This window comes from Mesorhizobium sp. A556 (assembly GCF_054489545.1).
Genome location: NZ_JBTMXA010000010.1, coordinates 126,021 through 138,334, shown reverse-complemented (window position 1 = coordinate 138,334; position 12,314 = coordinate 126,021). Strand labels below are relative to the sequence as shown.

The window sequence follows — 12,314 nt, the reverse complement described above, 5'->3', positions numbered from 1 at the left end:
CGCTGCCGGAGCGCGGCGAAACGAAGAAATGCCGTCTATTCGAAAGTTTTCCTTTCCCCACCGTCATGAACGAGGACGCCAGGGTTCATGGTCCCCGAAGGATCGAGTGCTTTTTTCAACCGGGCCATCAGATCTCGCTCGATGGCGCTTCGATGTTCGTCGGCCAAGCCGATCTTGGAGCGCCCGAGGCCGTGTTCGGCGGCAAAGCTGCCGCCCATCCCGGTGGCCAGCGCCGCCAGGGCCTGGCCGATTTCACCTGCCTTGCCGTCGAAGCCGACCTGGCCCACGGGAGGCGACAGGTTGTAATGGATGTTGCCGTCGCCGAGATGGCCGAACGGGTTCACGCGAACGCCCGGCAACAGGCCGGCACAGGCAGTTTCCCCGGCCGCGATGAATTGTCCGACCTTGCCCGGCGGCACCGAAATATCATGTTTGAGCTGTTCGCCTTCCAGCCGCTGTCCTTCCGGTTGTTCCTCGCGCAGCCGCCAGAAATGCTCACGCTGCGCATACGACATGGCCAGCGCGCCGTCCGCGACCAGTTCCTGTTCCATGCCCGCTTCGAGGGCGCAGGCGAGGATGTCGTCCAGCGGCACGCGCGAAGAACTCGACGTCAATTCGACAAGCAGATAGACCGCGCCGCGCGCGCCGAGCGGAAAGGCGAGGTCCGGCAGGTGCTTCAGGGCGAGTTCCAGGCCAAGATCGGAGAAGAACTCGAGAGCGGACAAGAATTCGCCCGCCTCGCCACGCAGGAACGTGCCGAAGGCGATCGCCGACCGATAGTCCCTGAGAACGAGCAAGGCAGTAGCCCGCTGCCGTGGCTCGGGGAAAAGCCTGAGCACGGCGCGCGTCACGATGCCCAACGTGCCTTCCGAGCCGCAGAACAGTTTTCGCAACGCGTAGCCGGCATTGTCCTTCTGCACGGCGCGCAAGCCGTTCCAGACCTGACCGTTGGGCAGGACCACTTCCAGGCCGAGAACGAGATCCTGCATCATGCCGTAGCGCAGGGCGTGACTGCCGCCTGCATTGGTGCCGATCAGGCCGCCGATGCGCGCGCTGCCCTCGGCGCCCAGATGCATCGGGAAAATGAGGCCGTGGGGCGCCAGTGCGTCATGGAGCGAGGCCAGCACGACGCCGGCCTCGACAAGGATCGAGCCGCTATCGGCATCGGGCTGTCCGATTGCGGCCATCCGGGACAGCGACAGGACGACCGTGCCCGGTCGCTCGGCGACGGCAGCGCCGCAAAGGCCAGTATTGCCGCCTTGCGGGACGACTGCGACGCCGGCACGGTGGCAGATGCGCACGACCTGCGCCACTTCCTGCGTGCTGGCAGGTCTTGCGACGCCCACGGGTTCAGTGCCGTAGCGGTCGAGCCAATCGCGGACATAGGGTTGCGTGTCGGGGCCTGAAAGCCACCCCTTCGTCCCAAGAACACTCGACAGTTGCCCAGTCAGTTCGGCCATGAAAACATCCCGCAGACGGACCCGGAATAACCCGGATCTACCATTTCCGTCATTCAATCATTCAGAACCTGGGACAGGAACAGTCGGGTCCGTTCGTTGCCGGCGGCGGTGAAAAACTGTTCCGGCGGCGCCTGCTCGACGATCTCGCCCTTGTCCATGAAGACCACGCGGTCCGCGACGCGCCGGGCGAATCCCATTTCATGCGTCACGCAGATCATCGTCATGCCTTCGGAGGCAAGCGTCGTCATCACGTCGAGCACTTCGGAGATCATTTCGGGATCGAGCGCCGAAGTCGGTTCGTCGAACAGCATGATCTGCGGCTGCATGCAGAGCGCCCGGGCAATGGCGACGCGTTGCTGCTGCCCGCCGGACAGTTGACCGGGATATTTCGACGCCTGTTCGGGAATGCGGACCTTCTCCAGGTATTGTCGGGCAAGGGCTTCCGCCGCGGCCATGGGCGTCTTGCGCACGAGCCGGGGAGCAAGGACGCAGTTTTCCAGCACCGTCATATGTGGAAACAGGTTGAAATGCTGGAACACCATGCCGACCTCGCGGCGGATGCCGTCGATGTTGCCGACATCGTCGTTCAGTTCAGTGCCGAGCACGACAATCCTTCCGGCACTATGCTCCTCCAGCCGGTTGATGCAGCGGATCAGGGTGGATTTCCCCGATCCGGAAGGGCCGCATACCACGATCTTCTCGCCCCGTTTCACCGTCAGGTTGATGTCATGCAGGGCCTGGAAGCTGCCGTAATATTTGTTCACCTGATCGACGTGAACGGCGATGGTCTGCAGTTGGGGGGAACCGGAATCGATCATGCAGAGAACCTCATCGCTCATTCACCGCCATGCGCCATTCGAGGTAGGCGCCATAGCGGGACAGGCTGAAGACGAAGACGAAGTAGATGAGGGCGATGAAGACATAGACCTCGACATAGGCGAAGCGCCACTCGCCTGTTCCATAGGCGGCGTTGCCCGAGGCCAGGATTTCGAAGAAGCCGATAATGACCACCAGCGAGGTCTCCTTGAAGGAGATGACGAACTGATTGATCGTCGCTGGCAGGGCGTTGCGCATCGCCTGCGGCAACAGGATGCGGCCGACGCAATGCCAGTAGCCGAGGCCCAGCGCCTTTGCCGCCTCTTCCTGGCCGCCCGGAACACCTTGCATGCCGCCCCGGATGATTTCCGCCTGATAAGCGGAGAAGAACAGCGCAAAGCCGAGAATCACCCGGTACAGCTTGTCGCCTTGCAGCCATTGCGGCATCGCGAACGGCAGCACGATGGCGAAGGTGAACAGGATCGCAATCAGCGGCAGCGAGCGGACGGCATCTATGATGACGCCCGTGGCCCGCGATATCCAGGGCAGTCCCGATCGGCGCATCAGCGCAAGGCAGATCGCCAGCGGAAAACCGATCAGGCAGGTGGTGACGAAGATGAACAAGGTGAGCGCGAGGCCGCCCCACATCTCTTCCCCGACATAGGCAAGACCAAGGACGCCGCCCTTCATCAGCCCGTAGAAGAGCGCGGTGCCGACCCCCCAGACGATGGCGATGCGGCGTCCGGTCCAGAAGGCCGGAATGCAGCTCAGCACGGTCATGGCTACGACGGTCACGCATGCCAGCGCGGAACGCCATTGCTCTTCGAACGGGTAGAGGCCGAAGAAGATGATCCGCCAGCGGGCGGTAATGACCGACCAGCAAGCACCGGCCGCCGCGTGGCACGCCTCCGCGCCGCCGCTGGCTGTGAAGACAGCGGACAAGACGGCCCAGTTCAGCAGCTTCCAGCCGACAAACACGATGACGGCGAGCGAAAACAGCGACACGGCCGCCTGGAGGGGCGTGGCGAAGAAGCGCCGCTTGAGGTCTTCGATCGGGGTAGGGGCGGGCGGGGCGAGAACGGTCATCCTATCCCCTCGACTGGTTGCCCTTGAGGGCGATTGCTTTGTTGATGCGGTTGAACAGGGCCGCCAGCGTCAGGTTGATCATCAGGAAGCCAGCCATCAGGATGCCGATCGCTTCCAGCGTCTGGCCGGAATGGTTGATTGTCAGGGCCACGATCATGAAGAAGTCGGAAAAGCCGACCGCGATGCCCATGGTGGTGGCTTTCATCAGCCACACATACTGGTTGGCCAGGATCGGCAGCATGGCCCGCAGCGCGAGCGGCAGGCGCACGAGCGTGAAAACCTGCCAGGCGGTGAGGCCGAGCGAATTGGCCGCCTCCATCTGGCCCTTGCCGACGGCCTTGAAGCCGCCGCGCACGATTTCGGCGATATAGGAGCCGCCATAGATCGCAATTGCGACCGCGAGCGCGGAAAATTCCGGAGGAATACGCAGCCCGCCCCGCAGGTTGAGGCCCTGGAGCGAGGGGAAATCCAGAAACGGCGTATCGGGCAGGCGGCCGGCAAGTAGGATGAGCACCGCGAACGCCAGTGCGGCAGCGCTGCTGGCCAACTGGAGGGGAAGCCTCTGGTCCAGCGCGCGGTCGATCTGCGATGTCCGTCCCAGCCAGAGCGGCAGGACGATGCCGGCAAGCACGGCAAGCAGGGCGACCGCAAGGGTAAGCGAATCGACATTCGGGGCCGGGACGTACAGGCCGCGACTGGTCAGGAAGGAACCCCAGCTTTGCTGGGCGGCTCTTGGCGAGGGCAGATGCGTGATGACCGCGTACCAGAAGAACACCTGCAGGATCAGCGGGATATTCCGGAAGATATCGACATAGGTGCGCCCCAGAAGCCTGGCCAGTTCGTTCGACGAGGTGCGCGCAAGCCCGACGATCGCCCCCACGATCGTCGCCAGCACGAGACTGATCGTGCCGAGGAACAGGGTATTGAGAATGCCGATCAGGAAGTACCACCAATAGGGGTCCATTGCCGTTGCCGGCAACAGCGAGAAATTCAGGTTCCAGCCAGTCGACTTGAACAGGAAATCGAATCCGGAGGTGATGCCTTGCGCCTGGAGGTTGCGACGCGCGATCAGGATGCCGGCAAGCAGCAGCCCGCCAAGCGCTCCGACATAGAAAATCTGCAGCGACGCGTTGCGGACCTTCTGATTTCTCAGCAGGCTACCCATTGGATCGGCCCTTTGCAGGAGGAAACTGTGGGCTCCGCCACCCGTGGCCGGCGGAGCCCACGACCGGTTAGTCTATCACCAGCGGGAACAGCACGCCGCCATTGTTCCACAAATTGGTCAGTTCGCGATCCATCTTGTAGGGCGAGTTCACGCCGAGGTCGTTGTCGAAAATCTCGGCGTAGCTGCCGACCTTTTTGATGACATTGTAGGCCCAGTCGTCGGACAGGCCGAGGCCGGTCCCCATGCCGGGCGTCACGCCGAGGAACTTGGCCACCTGCGGCGAGGTCGGCTTGGCCTTGAACTCGTCGACATTCTTGGACGTGATGCCTTCCTGCTCGGCAAACAGAAGCGCGCTAAGCGTCCAGTTGGCGATGTCGATCCAATTGTCGTCGCCTTGGCGCATGATCATGACTTCCGGCTCGACGGCGAGAACGTCGGGCAGGATCACATGGTCTTCGACATTGCCTTTCGCCATGCGCGCGATCGCCAGCACCGGACCCCATTGTGTGTAGAGGTCACAACGGCCGGAGAAGTACGCCTGTTCAAGTTCCTCGGTCTTTTCAATGACCACGGGCTCGAGCTTGATCCCGAGTTTCTGGGTGTAAGCGGCAATCTGCTGTTCCTGGGTCGTGCCTGCGGGGATGCAGACGGAACCGCCATCGGCATCCTTCAGGGACGTCAGGTTAAGCTCCTTGTGCGCCATTATCTTGGTCGTGCCGAGATAATAGGACATCGAAAACTGGAGACCCAGTTCGGTGTCGCGGCTCAGCGTGCCGCCGGAAGCCTTGATGATGATGTCCACGTCGCCCGACTGAAGCGAGGGCCAGCGCTGGGCCCAGCTGATCGGGACGATTTTCAGCTTCTCCGGGTCGCCGAGCACGGCCGTCGCCACGGCCCGGCATAGGTCGATGTCCATACCTTTCCAGTTGCCCTTGTCGTCGACCTCGGCAAAGCCGAGATAGGAGCCGTCGTGGCCCGTGCAGTTGAGCACGCCGCGCTCCTTCACTGTTTCGAGCGTCTTTCCGCCCGCCGCTTCGGCCGGCATCGAAAACTGCACGAGGCCAAGCGCCAATGCAGCGGCCCCCCATTTTGTCATGCTCATGGTCTTTCTCCACTGTTGAGGTTGTTCGGTCTTGTTGTTGTTGGGGCAATCGAGGCCCGGCTGGTAAACCGCTTTCAATCCGAAAGAGGGATCGGCGTCGGTAACGGAGAGGCTTCCAGATCGCCCCAATTCTGCTGGGTCAGCCATCGATGCAGGGCCGCGACGGCTTTCACGCGCAAATGGCCCTTGGGCATGACGAGATAGAACCCCGGAATTTCCTCCGGCATCATGCCGGTGATCGCGTCGCGCCCGAGCGGCGCGACCAGGGCGCCAGAGCGCAGGTCTTCCTCCGCATCGATCACGGAGACCAGGCCGACGCCGATGCCCTGGAGCGTTGCCCGCCGCATCGTGGCGGCGTCGTCGAAGCCGATGCTGCGGTCGCTGTCGGTCTTCTCCACGGCTAAGTGGCGAAGGATGTCGGGCCACAGCCGCTTGGACTTGACCGTGTCCAGAAGGGTGAACTGCGTCAGATCCTGTGCCGATTTGATCTTTTCGCCGAGCGTCGGCGTGCAGCAGATGATCTTGGGGTCGAGGACGAGCAGCGTCGCCTCGTAGTCCTGCCAGACTCCGTAGCCCCACTGCACGGTCATATCGATGTCGTCACGCCCGAAGTCCGGCAGGTCGACCATGGTCGTGAGCCGAAGGTCGCCGGCGGGCAGGATTTCCCGAAACAGGGACAGTCGCGGCAACAGATAGTGGGTGGCGAAATAGGGACTGGCGTTCAGGTTGATGCGATCTCTGTAACCCGACTTGGTAACGCGGCGAACGCCTTCGGCGAATTCGCCGAACCCGGCCTTGACGTAGTGGGACAACAGTATCGCCGACTCCGTCAACTCGATGGAGCGGCCCTTGCGTTCGAACAGCGTCACCTGGAGCGTATCTTCAAGCAGCTTGATCTGCTGCCCGACCGCCTGCGGCGTGACGAGAAGCTCGTCGGCCGCTTGGCGAAAGCTCTTGTGTTGCGCGACGGCATGAAAGACGCGCAGGGCATTCAACGGCGGAAGGCGCAGCTTACCGGTCATCGTCAGTTCCGCTCCTCTCCCTTCGAACCGTATCGGTCCTGCCCTGCTGGCGGCGGCCCGCTCCCCGGAACCGTCGTCCGGCCGCCTCAGGCATAAATGTAGCCGCCGGAAACGATGACCTGTTCGCCGGTCATGTAGGTGTTCTTCGGGCCGCCGGTCATGAGCACCCACTCGGCGATCTCGTGCGGCTCTGCTCCGCGCCCAAGCGGGCTCGCCTTGGCCAGTTCGTCCAGGAAGCCCAGCGCCTTGGCTTTCTCGGTTGCCATGCCGGCAGGAGCGACGGAATTCACCAGGATGCCATCCTTGGCGACTTGGTGCGCAAACGACCGGGTCAGGCTGACGACGGCGGCTTTCGTTGCGGCGTAATGGGCGTTTTGCGGATGCGCCTTGAAGGCGTCGACGGACGTCAGGTTGACGATGCGGCCGCGAACGTGGGCCTTCGGGTCCTGCTTTTGCATGTGCCGGACCGCCGCAACCATCATGTGGTAGGTACCCTTGATGTTGATGCCGTTGGAGGCATCCCAGTCGGCGTCGGTGATTTCGAGAAGCGGCCGGCGCGGATAGATCGCCGCGCAATTGACGAGGGTATCGACCCGGCCGAGCTTGGCGGCGATCGCGTCGAAGGCGGCATGGCACTCCGGCCCGACCTGAATGTCGCATTTGGCAGATGCCGTCGGCAGGCCTTTTGCACGCGCAGGCGCTAGTGCTGCCTCGGCCGCCTCCGGGTTGATGTCGATGATGCCGATCGCGGCCGCGCCGTCGTCAACCGCCTTTTGGGCGAGCAGCGCGCCAAGGCCGGAGCCACCGCCAACGATCAGTACGCAAAGGTCTTTCATGGTGCTCTTCTCCTACTTGCTGCCGCTAGGCGTGGTCGGGCGCGTCGGCATGATGTCGAAGCGGGTAACGTCGGCCGATGCGGGGAGGGCGAGAAGGGCCACCAGCATCCGCGCGACGTCTTCGGGCTGCACGGCAACGTTGCCGGCGTACATAGCCGCCCGCGCCTCGGCGTCGAGAATGTCGTTGTAGAGCTGCGTTTCCACGCGGCCGGGGACGATCTCGGTGACGCGAATACCGTACTGCGACACGTCTGCCCGAAGTGCTGCGGCGAAGCCGGCAATCGCCGCCTTGGTCGCGGAGTAGACCGCGACGTTTGGAAACGGGGCATGGCCGGCCGAGGAACCGGTGAAGATGATGTGCCCGGACTGGCGCTCGCGCATCTGCGGAACCACCAGCCGGGTCAGCAGGATCGCGGCGCTGAGATTGACTTCGAGCGTCGTGTCGATGTCGGCGATCTTCATGTCGACGAAATTGCCGAGCGGTGGCATCATCCCGGCATTGTTGACGAGGACATCGACATGCAGGTCCGCCAGCACGGCCTCCAGGCCCTCGCGGTCGGTGACATCCATCGCGACGGGCACGATGCGAGGATGCGTGCCTTGCAGTTCCTTCAAGGCAGCTTCACTCCGCCCCATGGCGTAGACATCGTAGCCCGCATCGCTCAGCGCGATCGCCATGGCTCGTCCGATGCCGCTGGTAGCGCCTGTAATGATGGCTGTCGTCACGTCGCGTCTTCCAGTTTCTCTGCAGGGAGTGTGCGGCCTCGGCCACCCCGGGGGAATCAAGAAAAGCAGGAAATAGAAAAGATAAACTTTCTTATTTCGACATCACCAGAGATTGCCGTCTCGTCAAGTGGCGGGCAGATAGCAATGAAAATCCGCTGAAAAGCGTGCCGAACCGGCGCTTTTCAGGCAGGAGAAACCCCACGCGCCGGCCTTCGGGGCAAAATTGAACTTTCGCCTGAGCGGTCATGGCGTCGTGGTGCCCCTGGGGAAATCGATGACGACGCTTTCGCGTCATCGATTTCCGGCAGCGGGGCGTCTCAGATCCGCGAAAAGCGCCGCTGCCGCTTCCTTTTGCTCGACATCCGTCGGCTGCACGCCGGAAGCCAGCGCCAGCGCGCGTAAGCGTTCCAGGCTGTTGTAGAGGTGCCTGCGCATGGCGAGCCGCGCCGTGGCCGCCTCCTGCTTTTCGATTGCATCGACGATTGCCCGATGCTCCTTGTGGATACGCATATAGTAGGCTTCCTTGCGGTCCGGGGTCACCAGATAGCCAAGCTGGTAACGGGGCACGATGATAGGCCGCAGGTAGCTTAGGAAGCCGTGGATGTATTCGTTGCGCGCGGCCTTGGCGATGGCCAGGTGAAAATCGTAATCGTAGTGGATCTGGGTTTCGGCGGGATCGATATGCTGGGCGTCCACCTGCTCCATCAGCTCGCGTATGGCGGTAGCCTCGGCATCCGTTCGCCGCTCCGCACAGAGCCCTGCGGTCTCGACTTCGACGCTCAGCCGCAGTTCGAGCAGGGCGACCGTTTCCGGCAGCGTCTTCAGTGCGTCGTCGGGAATGGAAAAGGCACGCGGTTTCGGCGCGTCGCTGACAAATATGCCGCGCCCCTGCTGTGGCACGACCATTCCCTCGGATCGCAGGCGCGCCACCGCCTCCCGCACCACGGTCCGGCTCACGTCATATTCGGTGCATAGCTCCGCTTCGGTGGGCAGTTGGGCGCCGGGAAGCAGCCGGCCGGAAAGAATCCTCTCCGACAAGCTCTCCGCCACGACCGTCGACAACGGCTTGCGTTTCGTCATAATTCTCCCTTACCCGGTTTTCGTCAGGCCGGGGACAATGCCCCCGGTCGGCGCGAACTTTCAAACCGCAGCGGTGACGATCAGCTCGACCAGCATGCCGGGTTTTGCCATGCGGCCCTGGCCGGAGGAACGGGCAGGCGCATGGTCCATCGGCATCCAGGCATCCCAGACCTCGTTGACTTCGTCGAAGTCTCGGACGTCGTCCAGCCACATCTGGACATGCAGGATGCGGGTCTTGTCGGTGCCGGCCCTGGCGAGGAGCCCATCAATCTTGGCGAGCACCTCACGCATCTGGTCGGCTGCCGACCGGCCCGGCTCGGCGACCTGTCCGGTCAGGTAGAGCGTGCCGTTGTGGATGACGCCGTGGTGGATACGGGTGTCGAAGTCGAAACGTTTGATGTCGGTCATGAATTCTTCTCAGGAAGTTGGGGGCGGATCGGATTGCCTTGCAGATAATGGGCATAGGGCGCCTGCACGAGCCAGCCTGCGTCGACCGGCAGGGTGACGCCGGTGATCGCGCCGGCCCGGTCCGAGCACAGGAACAAGGCGGCCTCGGCGACATCGCGCGGTTCGACGAAGCGCCGCAGCGCCGTCGTCGCCTTGATCGCCTCGGGATTGCGTTCGCCCCTGGCGATCTTGTCCTTCAATCCGTCGGAAAGCGTGTAGCCCGGCGCGACGGCGTTGACGCGAACGCCATGCGGCCCAAGCTCCGCCGCCAGCATCTGCGTCAGCGCCAGCACCGCGTGCTTGCCCGGCGTATAGGCCGGCAGCGACAACGGCGCGAAGGATGCCAGCGAACCGACGTTGAGAATGGCACCGCGCCCGGCGGCCGACATCAGTCTGCCGAACACCTGGCAGCCGAGAAGCGTGCCGCGATAGTTCACCCGCCACAGGGTCTCGTCCTCGTCCAGCGCCTGGTCGAGAACGCGCTTGCCGCTTTGCAGGATGCCGGCGCAATTGACCGCCACATGCGGTGCGCCGAATTCACCCTCGACCGTCTTGCCCAGCACCTCGACCGAATCGGCGTCGCCGACATCGGTCTCGACGTAGCGGGCAGCGGGCGCACCAGCGGTCCTGCAGGCTTCTGCCATGTCTGTTCCGCGTCTCTTGTCACGCCCGGCGACGACGACATTGGCGCCGTCCTCGGCAAAGCGCAAGGCGATCGCCCGTCCGATGCCCGATGTGCCGCCCACGACCACGACTACGCGGGTATTAGCCATGGATGCGGTCCTTGCGTTCGATATCGAAGAATTCCGCCATGCCGCGAACCTGGAAATCCATCATCGGCAGGCCGGGCTGGACGCGGCAGCCGATTTCTTGCGCCTTGCGCAGCAGTGCGGTTTCGGCCGGCTCCATGATGATGTCCACCACCGTCATGGCAGGTGTGAGCTTGCTGACGTCCAGCGGCAGCGGATCGCCGGCATGCATACCGATCGGCGTCGCGTTGATCGCCATGTCCATGCCGGAGGGATCGGCGTCGCCCGCCTCTATGCGGCAGGCCGGAAACGCCTTCGCCACAAGCACGGCAAGCTTTTCCGCGCGACTTTTGTCGATATCGTTCAGACGAATCTCGCTGGCGCCGGCTTCTGCCAGGCAGTAGGCGAGCGAGGCGCCGGCGCCTCCCGCACCCACCTGCAGGATCTTGCGGCCGGCGATCTGGTGGTTTCCGGCCTTCAACCCGTCAATGAAGCCGACACCGTCGAAATTGTCGGCATACCAGCTGCCATCGGCCTGGCGCCGGACGGAGTTGGCGCTTTGCACCCGCGCCGCACGGTCATGGGCCGTCGTGCATTTGTGATAGACCGCCACCTTGTAAGGCACCGAGATGATGACGCCGCGTACATTCTCCGCGGCGGTCAAACCCGCCCAGAAGATGTCGAAATTCTCCGGCTTGCAACTCATCGGCACCATCAGGCTGTCCAGGCCCTTCTGTTCGAAGATTTCGTTGAACATGCCGGGGCTTTTGGCATGACCAACAGGATGGGCCAGCATCACGAACACATCCGCCTTGCCGCTTCCGCGCATCGTCTCATTCCTCTCCATTCGACAATTCATGGGCACTCAGTCGTTCCAGCGCCCGCACCAGGGACGAGTGGTCGGCCTCGCCGCCACCGTCCTGCGCGGCGCAAGCGTTCATCAGTTCCTGCGCCGTCGCCGTATTGGGCAGCGCGACGCCAAGCGCCCGTGCGCTGTCCAGCGCCAACCCGAGGTCCTTCTGATGCAGGCTGATGCGGAAACCCGGCGCGAAAGTACGCTTGATCATCCGCTCACCATGCACATCGAGCACGCGCGAGGAGGCAAAGCCACCCATCAGCGCCTCGCGCACCTTGGCCGGATCGCAGCCGGCCTTGCTGGCGAAGACCAACGCCTCGGCAACCGCCTCGATGTTGAGCGCCACGATGATCTGGTTGGCGATCTTGCAGGTCTGGCCGGTGCCGTTCGTTTCGCCGATCAGGGTGATGTTCTTGCCAAGCTTTTCGAAGATCGGCAGCGCACGGTCGAACGCGGCTTGCGGCCCACCGACCATGATGGTCAGGCTAGCGGCCTTGGCGCCAACCTCGCCGCCGGAAACTGGCGCATCGAGGTAATCGACGCCCTTATCGCGGAAGTCATGCGCGAAGCGCTCCGTCTCAATCGGGCCGATCGAACTCATGTCGATGACCAGCGCGCCTTTGGCGATCCCTTCCAGCACGCCGTTCTTGCCGAGCAGCACGCGTTCCACGTCCGGTGTGTCAGGCAGCATCGTGATCACGATGTCCGTAGCATGCGCCACTTCGGCCGGCGAAGACACTACCGCAGCTTCAAGGGCCTGCGGAAGTGGCGAGCGGTTGAGCGTGGTGACAATCTCATGGCCAGCGGTGACGAGATTGCGCGCCATCGGCGTGCCCATCACGCCCAATCCGATAAAACCGATTTTCATGCCTCGATCCTTTTTGATGCTCTCAAGCCGCATGATGGCTTGCGAGGTGTTTATGGCGTATGATATAGGACATCATACAAATTTCAATACACATTCTCGAT

The 12,314-nt window shown here is 63.0% G+C and carries 13 protein-coding genes; all 13 read right to left on the bottom strand.

All coding sequences use genetic code 11. The features are described 5' to 3' along the window. Window positions 1-35: 35 nt before the first annotated feature. Window positions 36-1,460: an FAD-binding oxidoreductase gene (locus ACX3P0_RS18960; RefSeq protein WP_459090889.1), complete on the bottom strand. Its 1,425-nt coding sequence runs from the start codon at window positions 1,458-1,460 to the stop codon at window positions 36-38. A 53-nt stretch (window positions 1,461-1,513) separates the two neighbouring features. Continuing rightward, window positions 1,514-2,278 carry an amino acid ABC transporter ATP-binding protein gene (locus tag ACX3P0_RS18955; RefSeq protein WP_459090947.1) on the bottom strand — a complete coding sequence of 255 codons (765 nt, stop codon included), beginning with the start codon at window positions 2,276-2,278 and terminating at the stop codon, window positions 1,514-1,516. Between the two features lie 10 nt (window positions 2,279-2,288). Further along, complete coding sequence (locus ACX3P0_RS18950; protein ID WP_459090888.1) at window positions 2,289-3,362, bottom strand: amino acid ABC transporter permease; 1,074 nt, start codon at window positions 3,360-3,362, stop codon at window positions 2,289-2,291. Between the two features lies 1 nt (window position 3,363). After that, a complete protein-coding gene (locus ACX3P0_RS18945; RefSeq protein ID WP_459090886.1) occupies window positions 3,364-4,527 on the bottom strand; it encodes an ABC transporter permease subunit in 1,164 nt (387 codons plus the stop codon). A 67-nt stretch (window positions 4,528-4,594) separates the two neighbouring features. Then, window positions 4,595-5,629 (bottom strand): amino acid ABC transporter substrate-binding protein, encoded by a 1,035-nt coding sequence (locus ACX3P0_RS18940; protein ID WP_459090884.1) that lies wholly within the window; start codon window positions 5,627-5,629, stop codon window positions 4,595-4,597. Between the two features lie 74 nt (window positions 5,630-5,703). Next, complete coding sequence (locus ACX3P0_RS18935) at window positions 5,704-6,651, bottom strand: LysR substrate-binding domain-containing protein (protein ID WP_459090882.1); 948 nt, start codon at window positions 6,649-6,651, stop codon at window positions 5,704-5,706. An 86-nt stretch (window positions 6,652-6,737) separates the two neighbouring features. Next, the gene (locus tag ACX3P0_RS18930) at window positions 6,738-7,487 is read right to left on the bottom strand and encodes an SDR family NAD(P)-dependent oxidoreductase (protein WP_459090880.1); all 750 of its coding nucleotides are present in this window, start codon (window positions 7,485-7,487) and stop codon (window positions 6,738-6,740) included. A 12-nt stretch (window positions 7,488-7,499) separates the two neighbouring features. Continuing rightward, window positions 7,500-8,213, bottom strand: coding sequence for an SDR family oxidoreductase (locus ACX3P0_RS18925; RefSeq protein ID WP_459090878.1), 714 nt, complete (start codon window positions 8,211-8,213; stop codon window positions 7,500-7,502). 291 nt (window positions 8,214-8,504) lie between these two features. Beyond that, entirely contained in the window at window positions 8,505-9,293 is a 789-nt protein-coding gene (locus tag ACX3P0_RS18920) for a FadR/GntR family transcriptional regulator (RefSeq protein ID WP_459090876.1), read from the bottom strand. Between the two features lie 60 nt (window positions 9,294-9,353). After that, window positions 9,354-9,701, bottom strand: a complete 348-nt coding sequence (locus ACX3P0_RS18915) for a RidA family protein (protein ID WP_459090874.1) — start codon at window positions 9,699-9,701, stop codon at window positions 9,354-9,356. After that, window positions 9,698-10,513: an SDR family NAD(P)-dependent oxidoreductase gene (locus ACX3P0_RS18910; RefSeq protein ID WP_459090872.1), complete on the bottom strand. Its 816-nt coding sequence runs from the start codon at window positions 10,511-10,513 to the stop codon at window positions 9,698-9,700. Before ACX3P0_RS18910 ends, ACX3P0_RS18915 begins: the two co-directional genes overlap by 4 nt. Continuing rightward, on the bottom strand, window positions 10,506-11,318 hold the full coding sequence (locus tag ACX3P0_RS18905; protein ID WP_459090870.1) for a shikimate dehydrogenase family protein: 813 nt from the start codon (window positions 11,316-11,318) through the stop codon (window positions 10,506-10,508). The genes ACX3P0_RS18910 and ACX3P0_RS18905 overlap by 8 nt, the downstream gene beginning before the upstream one ends. A gap of 4 nt (window positions 11,319-11,322) precedes the next feature. Beyond that, window positions 11,323-12,246 carry a 2-hydroxy-3-oxopropionate reductase gene (locus ACX3P0_RS18900; protein WP_459090868.1) on the bottom strand — a complete coding sequence of 308 codons (924 nt, stop codon included), beginning with the start codon at window positions 12,244-12,246 and terminating at the stop codon, window positions 11,323-11,325. Window positions 12,247-12,314: the final 68 nt, after the last annotated feature.